Annotated in this window: 13 protein-coding genes; 11 read left to right on the top strand and 2 right to left on the bottom strand. The window is 62.7% G+C overall.

Annotated features, from left to right (window positions below):
* Positions 1–53 precede the first annotated feature (53 nt).
* The 8 genes from recN to AC1MGT_RS09210 all read left to right on the top strand — a co-directional run bounded on the left by recN (position 54) and on the right by AC1MGT_RS09210 (position 8,764).
* Positions 54–1,718, top strand: coding sequence for a DNA repair protein RecN (recN, locus tag AC1MGT_RS09245; protein ID WP_499503937.1), 1,665 nt, complete (start codon positions 54–56; stop codon positions 1,716–1,718).
* Between the two features lie 76 nt (positions 1,719–1,794).
* Positions 1,795–2,223 (top strand): organic hydroperoxide resistance protein, encoded by a 429-nt coding sequence (locus tag AC1MGT_RS09240; RefSeq protein WP_183556081.1) that lies wholly within the window; start codon positions 1,795–1,797, stop codon positions 2,221–2,223.
* Positions 2,224–2,370: 147 nt separating this feature from the next.
* Positions 2,371–3,480 (top strand): ferrochelatase, encoded by a 1,110-nt coding sequence (gene hemH / locus AC1MGT_RS09235; protein WP_499503936.1) that lies wholly within the window; start codon positions 2,371–2,373, stop codon positions 3,478–3,480.
* Between the two features lie 196 nt (positions 3,481–3,676).
* The gene (gene grpE, locus AC1MGT_RS09230; protein ID WP_499503935.1) at positions 3,677–4,240 is read left to right on the top strand and encodes a nucleotide exchange factor GrpE; all 564 of its coding nucleotides are present in this window, start codon (positions 3,677–3,679) and stop codon (positions 4,238–4,240) included.
* 93 nt (positions 4,241–4,333) lie between these two features.
* Positions 4,334–6,286 (top strand): molecular chaperone DnaK, encoded by a 1,953-nt coding sequence (dnaK, locus tag AC1MGT_RS09225; protein ID WP_183556084.1) that lies wholly within the window; start codon positions 4,334–4,336, stop codon positions 6,284–6,286.
* Between the two features lie 120 nt (positions 6,287–6,406).
* Complete coding sequence (gene dnaJ, locus AC1MGT_RS09220) at positions 6,407–7,534, top strand: molecular chaperone DnaJ (protein WP_332533169.1); 1,128 nt, start codon at positions 6,407–6,409, stop codon at positions 7,532–7,534.
* 173 nt (positions 7,535–7,707) lie between these two features.
* Positions 7,708–8,406, top strand: a complete 699-nt coding sequence (can, locus tag AC1MGT_RS09215; RefSeq protein WP_499504271.1) for a carbonate dehydratase — start codon at positions 7,708–7,710, stop codon at positions 8,404–8,406.
* Complete coding sequence (locus AC1MGT_RS09210) at positions 8,357–8,764, top strand: nucleotide pyrophosphohydrolase (RefSeq protein ID WP_499503934.1); 408 nt, start codon at positions 8,357–8,359, stop codon at positions 8,762–8,764. The genes can and AC1MGT_RS09210 overlap by 50 nt, the downstream gene beginning before the upstream one ends.
* A 13-nt stretch (positions 8,765–8,777) precedes the next feature.
* Here the strand turns inward: AC1MGT_RS09210 and gabD are convergent, their stop codons facing one another.
* A complete protein-coding gene (gene gabD / locus AC1MGT_RS09205; protein WP_499503933.1) occupies positions 8,778–10,232 on the bottom strand; it encodes an NADP-dependent succinate-semialdehyde dehydrogenase in 1,455 nt (484 codons plus the stop codon).
* Between the two features lie 251 nt (positions 10,233–10,483).
* Between gabD and AC1MGT_RS09200 the strand changes: the two genes are divergently transcribed.
* Together AC1MGT_RS09200 and AC1MGT_RS09195 are read left to right on the top strand one after the other, a co-directional pair.
* Positions 10,484–11,254, top strand: a complete 771-nt coding sequence (locus tag AC1MGT_RS09200; protein WP_499503932.1) for a gamma-glutamyl-gamma-aminobutyrate hydrolase family protein — start codon at positions 10,484–10,486, stop codon at positions 11,252–11,254.
* Positions 11,255–11,309: 55 nt separating this feature from the next.
* Positions 11,310–12,680 (top strand): glutamine synthetase family protein, encoded by a 1,371-nt coding sequence (locus AC1MGT_RS09195; protein WP_183556091.1) that lies wholly within the window; start codon positions 11,310–11,312, stop codon positions 12,678–12,680.
* Between the two features lie 264 nt (positions 12,681–12,944).
* Here the strand turns inward: AC1MGT_RS09195 and AC1MGT_RS09190 are convergent, their stop codons facing one another.
* The gene (locus AC1MGT_RS09190) at positions 12,945–13,631 is read right to left on the bottom strand and encodes a TetR/AcrR family transcriptional regulator (RefSeq protein ID WP_499503931.1); all 687 of its coding nucleotides are present in this window, start codon (positions 13,629–13,631) and stop codon (positions 12,945–12,947) included.
* 43 nt (positions 13,632–13,674) lie between these two features.
* On the opposite strand from AC1MGT_RS09190, the gene AC1MGT_RS09185 reads away from it, so the two are divergent.
* Positions 13,675–14,421, top strand: a complete 747-nt coding sequence (locus AC1MGT_RS09185) for an SDR family NAD(P)-dependent oxidoreductase (RefSeq protein WP_499503930.1) — start codon at positions 13,675–13,677, stop codon at positions 14,419–14,421.
* Positions 14,422–14,478: the final 57 nt, after the last annotated feature.

Genomic DNA, 14,478 nt, shown 5'->3' with positions numbered 1-14,478 from the left:
AGCCGCCCGCATTTGCTACAGAATCGCCCTAACCGCCGGAGACCCGATTTTTCATGCTGCGCACACTTACCATCCGCGACTTCGTCATCGTCGACGCCATCGAACTGGAATTCTCGAACGGCTTCTCGGTGTTCACCGGCGAAACCGGCGCCGGCAAGTCGATCCTGATCGATGCGCTGCAGCTGGCGCTGGGCGGCCGCGGCGACGCCAGCATGGTGCGCGAAGGCGCTGCCAAAGCCGACATCACCGCTGATTTCGCACCGACCGAAGTGGCGCGTGTCTGGCTGGCCGAGCACGAGTTCAGCGCCGACGAGGGCGGGGCGCTGCTGCGCCGCGTGATCGACAACGCCGGCCGCTCCAAGGGTTATATCAACGGCGTCGCGGCCACGGCGGCGCAACTGCGCGAGCTGGGCGACCTGCTGGTCGACATTCACGGCCAGCACGCGCACCAGAGCCTGCTCAAGCCCGACGCCCAGCGTGCACTGCTCGACAACCAGATCGGCGTGCGCGATCCGGCCGCGCGCATCGAGGCGCAAGAAGTGTCGCAAGCCTGGCGCACCTGGCGCGCGCTGGTGCGCCAGCGCGAAGAATACGAAGCCGACGCCAAGAACGTGCTGATCGAGCGCGAGCGCCTCGAGTGGCAAGTGGCCGAACTCGACAAGCTGGCCCCGAAGGCCGGCGAGTGGCTCGACATCGGCAACGAGCACAGCCGCCTGTCGCACGCCGCGACGCTGCTCGAAGGCGCGCAGGAAGCGCTGGCGGCGATCTCCGAATCCGACCATCCGATCCTGTCGCAACTGTCGGCGCTCAACGCCAAGCTGGGCAAACTGGTCGACGTCGATACGCAGTTGCAGTCGGTATTGGACTGCATGGAGCCGGCGCGCATCCAGCTGCAAGAAGCGGTGTCCGAGCTGAACACGTATATCGACAAGGTCGAGCTCGACCCGGCGCGCCTGCGCGAAGTCGACGCGCGCATGGAAGCGCTGCACACGGCGGCGCGCAAGTACCGCGTCACGCCCGAAGAACTGCCGGACGAACACGCGCTGCTGGCCACCAAGCTACGCCAGCTGGCCGACGCCACCGACATCGACGGCCTGCGCAAGCAGGAAGAAAAAGCCGAGGCGGCGTACATGGAGGTGGCCGGGCGCCTGTCGGTGCGGCGCGCGGCAGCGGCGCACGAGCTGGGCACGCAGGTCACAGCGGCGATGCAGGAGCTGAGCATGAGCGGCGGCAGTTTCGCCATTGGCCTGAACCGCGGCGAGCCGGGCGCGCATGGCCTGGAGCAGATCGAGTTCCTGGTGGCCGGCCACGCAGGCGTCGTGCCGCGCGCGCTGGCCAAGGTTGCGTCGGGCGGCGAGCTGGCGCGCATCTCGCTGGCGATCTCGGTCATCACGTCGAATGCGACGACGGTGCCGACGCTGATTTTTGACGAAGTCGACACCGGCATCGGCGGCGGCGTGGCCGAGGTGGTGGGGCGCCTGCTCAAGCGCCTGGGCCAGCAACGCCAGGTGCTGTGCGTGACGCACTTGCCGCAGGTGGCCAGCCAGGCGAACCAGCACTTCCAGGTGGCCAAGGGCACGACCGACGCTGGCCGCACGGTCTCGCGCATCGACGTGCTCGACAAGCGCGCGCGGGTCGAGGAAGTGGCGCGCATGCTGGGCGGCATCGAGATCACGGAGACCACGCGCAAGCATGCAAGGGAGTTGCTGGCGTCGTGATGGCTTGCATGCGCGGGCTCCGGGTGGTTTTGTGGCACAGTAAACACCCCCATCAACCACTCCGGAAGGAACTCGCATGAGCATCGAAAAAGTCCTGTATCGCGCACAAGCCACGTCGCAAGGCGGCCGTGAAGGCACGTCGAAAAGTTCGGATGGCGCCCTGGACGTGACGCTGTCCACGCCGAAGGAACTGGGCGGCGGTGGCGGCGCGGGCACCAATCCCGAGCAGCTGTTTGCGGCCGGTTACTCGGCCTGCTTCCTGGGCGCGCTGAAATTTGTCGCGGGCCAGGCCAAGGTCACGCTGCCGGCCGACCTGACCATCACCGGCGACGTCGGCATCGGCCAGATCCCGACCGGCTTTGGCATCGAAGTCGACCTGAGCATCAAGGGCCCGGGCATGGACCAGGCCCAGCTGCAAGAGCTGGTCGACAAGGCCCACATCGTGTGCCCGTACTCGAACGCCACCCGCAACAACATCGACGTGCGACTGCACGTGAGCACCTGATTCTGATTCTGACCTCGCGCTAGCCTTGCCGGTCCGTGGCTCGAACACCACGGACCGGCAACCCAAAGCGCACTGACCCGCTGTTGGGTCCTGCGGGCAGGACATGCCAGACTTATAATGGCCAGATCCTGTCTTCACTACGCCCCCATGTCATTTCGCCCTGAACCGCCTTACACCCACGGTACCATCCCACGCAGCGCGGTCCTGCTGGTCAATCTCGGCACGCCTGACGAGCCCACGCGCGGCAAGGTGCGCAGCTACCTGAAGCAGTTCCTGTCCGATCCGCGCGTGGTCGAAGTGCCGCGCCTTGTCTGGTGGTGCATCCTGCACCTGATCATCCTGCCGTTCCGCTCCGGCCAGTCGGCCGCGAAATACCGCACGATCTGGACCCGCGACGGTTCGCCCCTGCGCGTGAACACGGCCCTGCAAGCCACGCGCCTGCAAGCGATGCTGACCGAGCGCGGCCACGAAGACGTGAGTGTGGCGATGGCGATGCGCTACGGCTCGCCATCGATGCCCGAGGTGCTCGATCGCCTGAAAGAGGAGGGTGTCGACCGCATCGTCGTGCTGCCCGCCTACCCGCAATATTCCGGCACCACCACCGCCTCGATCTGGGATGCCGTGTTCCAGCACTATGCCAAGGTGCGCAACATTCCCGAGTTGCGCCTGGTGAAGCATTATCACGACCACGAAGGCTATATCCACGCGCTGCGCGACAACGTGCTGGCGCACTGGGACAACCATGGCCGCGGCCAGAAGCTGGTGATGAGCTTTCACGGCGTGCCCAAGCGCACCCTGCTGCTGGGCGACCAGTATCACTGCGAGTGCTATAAAACCGCGCGCCTGCTGGCCACCGCGCTCGATTTGTCGCAGGACGAGTACATGGTCACGTTCCAGTCGCGCTTCGGCAAGGCCGAGTGGCTGCAGCCGTACACCGCGCCGACCGTCGCGCAACTGGCGCGTGATGGCCTTGAACGCATCGACATGATCTGTCCTGGCTTTACCAGCGACTGCCTGGAAACGCTGGAAGAAATCTCGATGGAAGTGCGCCATGATTTCGAAGCGGCCGGTGGCAAGGAGTTTCATTACATCCCGTGCCTGAACGCGTCGCCGGCCTGGATTCAAGGCCTGGCCGAAATCGCCGAGCAGCACCTGATTGGCTGGCCGACCATCCTCACGCCGGCACAGCGCGAAGCGCGCCGCATCGATGCCGAACGTGGCGCCGCGCGCGCCAAGAGCCTCGGCGCTCCCAACTAGTCCATACCGACTTGCCTGTTGACAACCTGCTAAAATAGCGGGTTGTTGGCGCTGCAGGGCCGCATTTGCCTGAATTTCAGATGGCTTTCCTGCAATTCCCCTTGTAATTGTAGGAGATCGCCCCATCTGGTGCGCTGTGTATCAATCAGGATACGTTTTTAAATCAGCCAAGTCCTTGATTCCAGGAGTTTTTCCGATGCAAGACCAAGAAAACAAAGAGATGAGCAACGAGCAGGATGTACAGGCGCCTGGCGCTGACATCAATGATGGTGCTACCGCTGGCGCCGCGCAGACGGGTACGCCGGGCCTCGAAGAACAACTGAGCGCCACCGAAGCCAAGCTGGCCGAAATGCATGACGCCTTCATGCGCGCCAAGGCCGACGCGGAAAACATCCGCCGCCGCGCTCAGGAAGACGTCAGCAAGGCCCACAAATTTGCGATCGAAAGCTTCGCCGAGGCCATGGTGCCGGTGCGCGACAGCCTGGAGATGGCACTGAAGGTCGAAGCGCCGACGGTCGAGTCGATCAAGGAAGGCGTCGAGATGACGCTCAAGCAGCTCACCAGCGCGTTCGAAAAGAACCGCCTGGTCGAGGTGCTGCCGCAAGTGGGCGACAAGCTGGATCCGAACAAGCACCAGGCCGTTGCCGTGGTGCCGGCGGAGCAGGAAGCCAATACCGTGGTCACCGTGCTGCAAAAGGGTTACATGATCGCCGACCGCCTGCTGCGGCCAGCCATCGTGACGGCAGCAGCACCAAAATAAGAATGGCCGCGTGCCGCGTAATGCTCTTGAAAGCACGCCGTTTTTCCCAATATTGAATCCATCAGAAACTCAGCATATAAAAAGGAATACATCATGGGCAGAATTATCGGTATCGACCTTGGCACCACGAACTCGTGCGTGGCCATCATGGAAAACGGTCAGCCAAAAGTGATCGAAAACGCCGAAGGCGCGCGTACCACGCCATCGATCATCGCTTACCAGGAAGACGGCGAGATCCTCGTCGGCGCGCCGGCCAAGCGCCAGGCCGTGACCAACCCGAAGAACACGCTGTTCGCCGTCAAGCGTCTCATCGGCCGCAAGTTCGATGAAAAAGAAGTGCAAAAAGACATCTCGCTGATGCCATATGCCATCGTCAAGGCCGACAACGGCGACGCATGGGTTGGTGTGCGCGACAAGAAACTGGCTGCCCAGCAGATCTCGGCTGAAGTGCTGCGCAAGATGAAGAAGACCGCCGAGGACTACCTGGGCGAAGAAGTCACCGAAGCGGTCATCACCGTGCCGGCGTACTTCAACGACTCGCAGCGTCAGGCAACCAAGGATGCCGGCCGTATCGCGGGCCTGGACGTCAAGCGCATCATCAACGAGCCAACCGCTGCCGCACTGGCATTCGGCCTGGACAAGACCGACAAGGGCGACCGCAAGATCGCCGTGTATGACCTGGGCGGCGGCACGTTCGACGTCTCGATCATCGAAATCGCCGACGTCGATGGCGAAAAGCAGTTCGAAGTGCTGTCGACCAACGGCGACACGTTCCTGGGCGGCGAAGACTTCGACCAGCGCATCATCGATTACATCATCGACGAGTTCAAGAAGATCAACGGCCTGGACCTGTCGAAAGACGCGATCGCCCTGCAACGCATCAAGGCGTCGGCCGAGCGCGCAAAGATCGAACTGTCGTCGTCGCAGCAGACCGAAATCAACGAGCCGTACATCGCCATGGCGAACGGCGCGCCGGTCCACCTGAACCTGAAGATGACCCGTGCCAAGCTCGAGTCGCTGGTGGAAGAGCTGATCATCAAGACGATCGAGCCATGCCGCATGGCCATCAAGGATGCCGGCGTCAAGGTTTCGGACATCGACGACATCATCCTGGTCGGCGGTATGACCCGTATGCCGAAGGTGCAGGAGAAGGTCAAGGAGTTCTTCGGCAAGGAAGCACGCAAGGACGTCAATCCGGACGAAGCCGTCGCTGTCGGCGCTGCGATCCAGGGTTCGGTCCTGTCGGGCGAGCGCAAGGATCTGCTGCTGCTGGACGTGACGCCACTGTCGCTGGGTATCGAAACCCTGGGCGGCGTGATGACCAAGATGATCCACAAGAACACCACGATCCCGACCAAGTTCTCGCAGGTGTTCTCGACTGCCGACGACAACCAGCCGGCCGTGACCATCAAGGTGTTCCAGGGCGAGCGTGAAATCGCGGCCGGTAACAAGGGCCTGGGCGAGTTCAACCTGGAAGGCATCCCGCCAGCATCGCGTGGCACGCCACAGATCGAAGTGACTTTCGACATCGACGCCAACGGCATTCTGCACGTCGGCGCGAAAGACAAGGCCACCGGCAAAGAGAACAAGATCACCGTCAAGGCGAACTCGGGTCTGACGGAAGAAGAAATCCAGAAGATGGTCAAGGACGCCGAGCTGAACGCCGAAGAAGACAAGAAGGTCAAGGAAATGGCGGAAGCGCGCAACCAGGGCGACGCCCTGGTGCACTCGACCCGCAAATCGCTGACCGAATACGGCGACAAGCTGGAAGCCGGTGAGAAAGAGCAGATCGAAGCGGCAATCACCGACCTCGAAGGCGCGATCAAGAGCGGCGACAAGGCGGACATCGATGCCAAGACGGCAGCCCTGTCGAGCGCATCGCAGAAGCTGGGCGAGAAGATGTACGCCGACATGCAGGCGCAGCAGGCTGGTGGCGCTGGCGCGGCCGGTGGCCCAGGCGCCGGTGCAGCCGGTGGCGAGCAGTCGGGCAAGCAGGATGACGACGTTGTCGACGCCGACTTCAAGGAAGTGAAAGACGCGAAGTAAGCGTCTCCGGCGCGAAGGCTTGATGCCTTCGCGTACAGGCCGAGCCGACACCTTCCAGGTACTCGGCTCGGTTTTTTTGGTTTAAAGAATTCAGTTTTCAGATAACTTTAGGTGCCGACCATGGCGAAGCGTGATTTTTACGAGATCCTTGGGGTCGCGAAGGGTGCGTCGGAAGACGAGATCAAGAAGTCTTATCGCAAGCTTGCGATGAAGTACCACCCTGACCGCAATCCGGATAACAAGGAAGCGGAAGAGAAGTTCAAGGAGGTCAAAGAGGCCTACGAGATGCTGACCAACCCGGAGAAGCGCGAAGCGTATGACCGTTACGGTCACGCGGGCGTCGATCCAAACAGCGGCATGGGCGGCATGGGCGGCGGCGCCGGTGGTTTCGGCGATGCGTTCGGCGACATCTTCGGCGACATCTTTGGCGGTGGCCGTGGCGGCCGTAGTGCCGGCCCGCAGGTGTACCGCGGCGCCGACCTGCGCTACAACCTCGAGATCACGCTGGAACAGGCCGCTCACGGCTTCGACACGACGATCCGCGTGCCGAGCTGGGACAAGTGCGACACCTGCCACGGCAGCGGCGCCAAGCCGGGCACCCAGCCTGTGACTTGCACCACCTGCGCCGGTCATGGCCAGGTGCGCATGCAGCAGGGCTTCTTCAGCGTCCAGCAGACCTGCCCGAAATGCCATGGCAGCGGCAAGATCATCCCCGAGCCGTGCGCGGCCTGCGGCGGCGCCGGACGCATCAAGCGCAACAAGACGCTGGAAGTGAAGATCCCGGCCGGTATCGACAACGGCATGCGCATCCGCTCGTCGGGCAATGGCGAACCGGGTACCAATGGCGGGCCGGCAGGCGACCTGTATGTGGAGATCCACATCAAGCCGCACACCGTGTTCCAGCGCGAAGGCGACGACCTGCACTGCGAAATGCCGATCTCGTTCTCGAAAGCGGCACTGGGCGGCGAAATCGAAGTGCCAACCCTGACCGGCAAGGTGTCGTTCACGGTGCCTGAAGGCACCCAGACCGGCAAGACCTTCCGCCTCAAGGGCAAGGGCATCAAGAACGTGCGTTCGGGCTACACGGGCGACCTGTTCTGCCACGTGATCGTCGAGACGCCGGTCAAGCTGACCGACAAGCAGAAGGACATGCTGCGCGAGTTCGAACGCCTGACGATCGAAGGCGGCGCCAAGCACAGCCCGCAAAGCAAGGGCTGGATGGACAAGGTCAAGGACTTCTTCGAGTAAGTCTACTTACCGCTGAATGGCATATGCCTTCAGCGGTTTTTTTTTGCCTGTCCGGTTGGCCCGCCAACACGGTTATACTCCCCCTGTTTCGAGACCTACCCGCCTTTGAAGCCTGCTCCAGAACAGGCCTGGCAACGCCCCTTTTGGGACGGTAACAAGCACAAGGAACCATGATGGACAAATACAAGACCAAGGGATTGACCGCGGCAGAACTGTTCGAGCGCAACCGGACGTGGGCAGCCACGATGGTGGCCGAGGACCCGAACTTCTTCAAGGCGCTGTCGGAACAGCAGGCGCCGGAATACCTGTGGATCGGCTGCTCGGACAGCCGCGTCCCCGCCAACGAATTGCTGGGCATGGCGCCGGGCGAACTGTTCGTTCACCGCAATATCGCCAACGTCGTCGTGCATTCGGATTTGAATTGTCTGAGTGTGCTGCAGTTCGCGATTGACGTTCTGAAGGTCAAGCACATCATCATCTGCGGTCACTATGGCTGCTCGGGCGTGCACGCGGCGCTGACCGATGCGCGCGTGGGCCTGGCCGACAACTGGCTCGGCCACGTGCGCGATGTGCGCGACAAGCATGGCAAGTACCTGGGCCACGTGAGCGGCCGCGCCGCCACCAACCGCCTGGTCGAGCTGAACGTGGCCGAGCAGGTCATGAACACCGCCCACACGACCATCGTGCGCGATGCGTGGGAACGTGGCCAGCCGCTGACCATCCACAGCTGGGTGTACGGTGTGCACGACGGCCTGCTGCGCGACCTGGGCATCACCGTCAGCAGCTTCGAAGAGATCGAGCCGAAGCTGCGCCGGGTGCTTGATGGCTACGTCGAGGGCGGCGTCGTGCGTGAAGAGCGGCGTGGACAGTGATCTGATGCGACTGCGCGCGCTGGTGCGCGCGTTCGTCGACGAGCGTGACTGGGATCAGTTCCACACGCCGAAGAACCTCGCCGCGGCCTTGACGGTCGAGGCGGCCGAGTTGCTGGAGCATTTCCAGTGGCTGCAGTCGGGCCGTGCCGAAGAACTCGGCGCGGATAAACTGGTCGAAGTGCGGCACGAGATGGCCGATGTGCTGGTCTATCTCGTGCGGCTGGCGGACAAGCTCGACGTCGACCTGGTCGCGGCGGTCGAAGAAAAGATGGTGCTCAACCGGGCGAAGTACCCGGCCGAGCTGGTGCGCGGCGATGCACGCAAGTATTACGAGTACAAAGAGTACAAAAAAACGTGATCGCCGGCGCCCCTTACATGCCGCCCATGCAGATGTATTTCACGACCAGGTAATCGTCCATGCCGTAGGTCGAGCCTTCACGCCCCAGGCCTGACTGCTTGACGCCGCCGAACGGCGCGACCTCGGTCGAGATGATGCCGGTATTGACCCCCACCATCCCGCTCTCGATCGCCTCGGCCACGCGCCAGACGCGGCCGATGTCGCGCGCATAGAAGTACGACGCCAGCCCGAACTCGGTGTCGTTGGCCATGGCAATCACTTCGTCTTCCGTCTTGAAGCGGAACAGTGGCGCCAGCGGGCCGAAGGTTTCTTCACGCGCCACCAGCATATCGGACGTCACATCGGTCAGCACCGTCGGCTCGAAGAAGCTGTGCCCCAGCGCGTGGCGTTTGCCGCCCAGGAGCAGCTTGGCACCTTTGGCCTGCGCATCCTCGATGTGCTGCTCGATCTTGCGCACGGCTTTTTCTTCGATCAGCGGGCCTTGCGTGACGCCTTCTTCGCGGCCGTCACCCACCTTCAGTTTGCCCACCGCCACGGCGAGCTTGCGCGCGAATTCGTCGTACACGCCATCCTGCACGTACAGGCGGTTGGCGCACACGCAGGTCTGCCCGGCATTGCGGAACTTCGAGGCGATCGCGCCCTCAACCGCCGCATCCAGATCGGCATCGTCGAACACGATGAACGGCGCGTTGCCACCCAGTTCGAGCGAAATCTTCTTGACCGTCGGTGCGCACTGTTCCATCAGCAGGCGGCCCACGGCGGTCGAGCCGGTAAAGCTCAGCTTGCGCACAAGCGGGTTGCCCGTCATCTCGCCACCGATCGCCTTGGAGTCGCCAATGACGACGCTGAATACGCCTTTCGGCACGCCGGCACGCTCGGCCAGCACGGCCAGCGCCAGTGCTGACAGCGGCGTGAGTTCGGCCGGTTTGAGCACGATCGGACAACCGGCGGCCAGCGCCGGCGCGACCTTGCGGGTGATCATCGCGGCGGGGAAGTTCCACGGCGTGATCGCGGCGCACACGCCGATCGGCTCCTTGGTCACGACGATGCGCTTATCGGGCCATGGCGAGGCCAGCGTCTCGCCGGCCACGCGCTTGGCTTCTTCGCCAAACCACTCGAAGTACGAGGCGGCGTAGGCGACTTCGCCCTTGGCCTCAGCCAGCGGTTTGCCTTGTTCCAGCGTCATCAGCAATGCCAGGTCGTCGGCATTTTCCAGCATCAAATCGTTCCACTTGCGCAGGATCGCGGCGCGTTCTTTCGCGGGCAGTTTGCGCCACGCCGGCCAGGCGGCGTTGGCGGCGTCGATGGCGCGCTTTGTTTCGGCAGCGCCCATATGCGGCACGCTGGCCACGGTTTCGCCATTGGCGGGGTTGGTCACGGCGATGGTCTGGCCGTCGTCGGCGTCGCACCAGGCGCCGCCAACAAAGGCTTGCTGGCGCAGCAGGGAAGGGTCTTTCAAATTCGGCATAGTGTCCTCGTCAATTCATGTCGAGCATCGGCTGCAGAGCGCGGATGCAAGCCGTCATGGTAGACCCATTTGCAAACGAACGTGCCGCCGCGCCCGATTACTGCATACTGAAATTCTCGAAATTGTGATGACTTTTGGAAACGTGTGGGCTGCCTTAGCCGAATGAAGTTAAGCTTTTGACATGAAATTTCCCCCGCGCCCGACCCTTTGACCGCCTTGTGGTCGCGCGCCTCAAAGAGAAGGACAACACCATGCGCCCTATCGTAATCGTCCCCGCATGCACGCGTGATTTCGGCGAACATCCGTATCACGCCGCCCAGCACAAGTATGTCGACGCCGTCACCCTGGGCGCCGATTGCGCCTCGCTGATCCTGCCATCGTCCGGCGAATCGCTGGACCTGGAAACCATCTTCGGCACCATCGACGGCATCATGCTGACCGGCTCGGCCTCCAATGTGCATCCCAGCTACTACTCGGAAGAAGTGCTGGATCCAACGCTGCCGCAAGACCCGGCGCGCGACCAGACTACCTTGCCCCTGATCCGCGAAGCGGTGCGCCGTGGCGTGCCGATCATCGCCATCTGCCGCGGTTTCCAGGAGATGAACGTGGCGCTTGGCGGCAGCCTGCACCAGGCGGTGCAGACGGTCGTGGGCAAGTTCGATCACCGAGAAAAAGCCGAGCTCGGCATGGATGAGCAATATGGCGACGCGCACAACGTCACCGTCACCCCCGGCGGCATGCTCGAGGGCATTCTCGGCGCGGCCGAGATCCCCGTGAACTCGCTGCACGGGCAGGGCGTCAATGAACTGGCGCCGGGCCTGTCGGTCGAAGCCGTGGCCGAAGACGGCCTGGTGGAAGCGTTCACCGTATCGACGTCGCCAGGCTTCACGCTGGCCGTCCAGTGGCATCCCGAATGGCGCATCCAGCACAACCCGTACTCGATGAAGATGTTCCGCGCCTTTGGCGACGCCTGCCGCGCTTACCGCGAGCAACGCCTGGGTGGCGGCTCGCTGTTGAAATGACCCGGCGCGCCCTGCATGAAGCGGGCGCGCAATCGATTACCGACATGAGGCAATGATGGCAATACGTGAAAATTTCAGTTATACCGATATGGACGAGTGGCTCGATGCAAAGCGGGTCACCGAAATCGAATGCCTGGTGCCCGATCTGACCGGCGTTGCGCGCGGCAAGATCCTGCCGCGCGTGAAGTTCACGGACGACCGTGGCATGCGCCTGCCTGAAGTCGTGCTGGGCATGACCGTGACCGGCAACACGCCGGAACGTGACGACGCCTACGAGCGCGCCATCTCGAGCATCGACCGCGACATGATCCTCAAGGCCGACCCGACCACCATCACGATGGTGCCGTGGGCGGTCGACCCGACCGCGCAAGTGATCCATGACTGCTATTACGCCGACGGCCGCCTGGTCGACTTTGCGCCGCGCAGCGTGCTGCGCCGCGTGCTCAAGCTCTACGAGCAGCGCGGCTGGAAACCACTGGTGGCGCCGGAACTCGAGTTCTATCTGACGGCCAAGAACATCGATCCCGACCTGCCGCTGGTGCCGCCGATTGGCCGCAGCGGCCGCGCTGAAACAAGCCGGCAGGTCTACAGCATCGATGCGGTCAACGAGTTCGATCCGCTGTTCGAGGACATCTACGATTACTGCGAGCTGATGAATTTGGACGTCGACACGCTGATCCACGAGATCGGCGCCGGCCAGATGGAAATCAACTTCCAGCATGGCGAGCCGCTGGGCCTGGCCGACAAGGTGTTTTACTTCAAGCGCACGCTGCGCGAAGCAGCGCTCAAGCACGACATGTACGCGACCTTCATGGCCAAGCCGATGGCCAATGAGCCGGGTTCGGCGATGCACGTGCACCAGAGCGTGATCGATGGCGAGACAGGCAAGAACATCTTCAGCACCGAAGACGGCGCGCCGTCCGAGCTGTTCCACCATTACATCGGCGGCCTGCAGCGCTACATGCCATCGGCGATGGCGATCGTTGCGCCGTACGTGAACTCGTACCGCCGCATCGTGCGTCACACGGCTGCGCCGATCAATCTGCAGTGGGGGATCGATAACCGCACCGTCGGTATCCGGGTGCCGGTGTCGGGTTCGCAAGACCGGCGCGTGGAGAACCGCGTGATCGGCGCCGACGCTAACCCGTACTTAGCGCTGGCGATCACGCTGGCCTGCGGCTACCTGGGGATGGTCGAAGCGATCGAGCCATCAGCAATGGTCGAAGGCAGCGCCTACGACATGCCGGTGGACCTGCCGCAAGGGCTGTCCGAAGCGATCACGGTGCTGCGCCGCGAAGACCGCCTGCGCGATGTGCTGGGCGAGCGCTTCATCGACGTTTATACGGCGGTGAAAGATTTGGAGCACCAGGAGTTCATGCGGGTGATCAGCCCGTGGGAACGCGAGCACTTGCTGCTGCACGTCTGATCGAACGACCGTTGAACGCGTGGACGGGGAACCCGTCCACCCTACACATGTTTGCGCGGTGGTTGAATCGTTCCACCGATTGTCATGATGACCAACGTAGGGTGGACGGCTTGCCGTCCACGCGTTCAACCACTGCCTACGCCGCCACCGCACGTTTGATCGTTAGTTAACCCCCCGTTCACCGTATGCCGCCGGTCTGGCTGCATGGCGCGGTGAAGGGTTGAACGTGCACGGTGGATGCTATTGCAACCAGGACCTGCATGATTATCGTGGCACCGCACGGTAACGCAGACCATCCACCAGCAGTGCAACCAGGCGGCGCGCAGACGTCGGATCGCCATTGCTGGTCGGCATGCACAGACTGGCAACAGCGCGAAGCAGATCACGAGGATCCGCGCCGGCCTGCAACTCGCCGGCGTCCACGGCAGCATCAAGAAGCGATTGAAGGGCTGGCTCAAAACGGCTGTCGAAATACGCTGGCAGGTTTTCGAAGGCGGCCCCGCCTGCATACAATGACGCCGCCAGGCCCCGCTTGGCAACAATGAAGTCGACATAGCGCTGCATCCACAGATCCAGTGCTTCGCCCGGCGGATGCTGCTGCAAAAATGACGCTGCCGCGTCGGCGCAGGCATCAACCTGGTGTCGGAACACTGCCGCGATCAGATCGGCCCGCTGCGGGAAGTGCCGGTAGATGGTGCCCACACCCACGCCGGCTTTTTGCGCAATCGTGCGCATCGGTGCATCCACACCCTGCTCGGCAAAGACATCGCGCGCCGCTTCCACCACCGTATCGATATTGCGCAGCGCATCTGCCCGCACGCGGCGTCCCGTTGCATCGCTCATTGTTGTTCTACTCGTTTCTTCGTTGGAAAAAGCGGCCACCTGCGCCCGTTGACAAGCGGAACCTTGTTCCGTATAAAGGCGGAATGGCGTTCCGCTTATGGTGATCATACCAGCAGGCGGCACTCGTCGTCATCTTGGAAAGGTCATTCTCATGGACGAACAACGTGTCGCTCTGGTCACCGGCGCAAATCAAGGGATCGGGTTGCAGATCGCGAAGGAGCTGGTTGCGAAAGGACTTACCGTACTGGTCGGTGCGCGCGACTTGGCAAAGGGCGAAGCTGCAGCAAGCAAACTTGGCGATCGCGCACATGCCATCCAGCTCGATGTCACCGATGCGGCGTCGATTCAGGCAGCAGCCGAGCGCATCCGGCGCGAGTTCGGCCGGCTGGATGTGTTGATGAACAATGCCGGCATCTCGCGTGCGGCGTCGAACCAGTCATTCGACAAAGCGGTAAACACCAACCTGTTGACCACTGCGCCGCTCGAGAATGTGCGCAAAGTGTTCGAGACCAATGTGTTTGGCGTGATCGCCATGACGCAGGCAATGCTGCCGCTGTTAACTGAAGCGCCGGCCGGCCGGATTGTCATCACCGGCAGTTCCGGCGCGTCGCTGACGCTCAATTCGGACGAGTCGAATGCGCACCGGCGCATGTTTGGCAATTACTCGGTGTCGAAAGCGGCAGTCCATGCCGTGATGCTGTCCTTCGCGCTCGCCCTCGAACACACCAGGATCAAAGTGAACGCGGCCTGCCCGGGATTCACGTCGACGGCGCTGAACAATTTCAATGGGACGCGCAGCGTCGAGGAGGGAGCGCGTGAGCCGGTGCGCCTGGCGCTGATCGGTGACGATGGTCCGAACGGTACTTTTTCGGACGAGAACGGCATCGTCCCCTGGTAATGCCCTGATGAGCAGTGTAGGGTGGACGGCTGTGCCGTCCACGCGTTCAACCACGGC

The organism is Telluria sp. BA11 (assembly GCF_056680305.1).
Note: the sequence above shows the minus strand (reverse complement) of the source record. Positions and strands in the feature narration are given on the sequence as shown.

Coding starts and splice junctions, on each gene's coding strand:
- recN (WP_499503937.1), top strand. CDS start 54: ATGCTGCGCACACTTACCATCCGCGACTTCGTCATCGTCGACGCCATC.
- AC1MGT_RS09240 (WP_183556081.1), top strand. CDS start 1,795: ATGAGCATCGAAAAAGTCCTGTATCGCGCACAAGCCACGTCGCAAGGC.
- hemH (WP_499503936.1), top strand. CDS start 2,371: ATGTCATTTCGCCCTGAACCGCCTTACACCCACGGTACCATCCCACGC.
- grpE (WP_499503935.1), top strand. CDS start 3,677: ATGCAAGACCAAGAAAACAAAGAGATGAGCAACGAGCAGGATGTACAG.
- dnaK (WP_183556084.1), top strand. CDS start 4,334: ATGGGCAGAATTATCGGTATCGACCTTGGCACCACGAACTCGTGCGTG.
- dnaJ (WP_332533169.1), top strand. CDS start 6,407: ATGGCGAAGCGTGATTTTTACGAGATCCTTGGGGTCGCGAAGGGTGCG.
- can (WP_499504271.1), top strand. CDS start 7,708: ATGGACAAATACAAGACCAAGGGATTGACCGCGGCAGAACTGTTCGAG.
- AC1MGT_RS09210 (WP_499503934.1), top strand. CDS start 8,357: ATGGCTACGTCGAGGGCGGCGTCGTGCGTGAAGAGCGGCGTGGACAGT.
- gabD (WP_499503933.1), bottom strand. CDS start 10,232: ATGCCGAATTTGAAAGACCCTTCCCTGCTGCGCCAGCAAGCCTTTGTT.
- AC1MGT_RS09200 (WP_499503932.1), top strand. CDS start 10,484: ATGCGCCCTATCGTAATCGTCCCCGCATGCACGCGTGATTTCGGCGAA.
- AC1MGT_RS09195 (WP_183556091.1), top strand. CDS start 11,310: ATGGCAATACGTGAAAATTTCAGTTATACCGATATGGACGAGTGGCTC.
- AC1MGT_RS09190 (WP_499503931.1), bottom strand. CDS start 13,631: ATGATCACCATAAGCGGAACGCCATTCCGCCTTTATACGGAACAAGGT.
- AC1MGT_RS09185 (WP_499503930.1), top strand. CDS start 13,675: ATGGACGAACAACGTGTCGCTCTGGTCACCGGCGCAAATCAAGGGATC.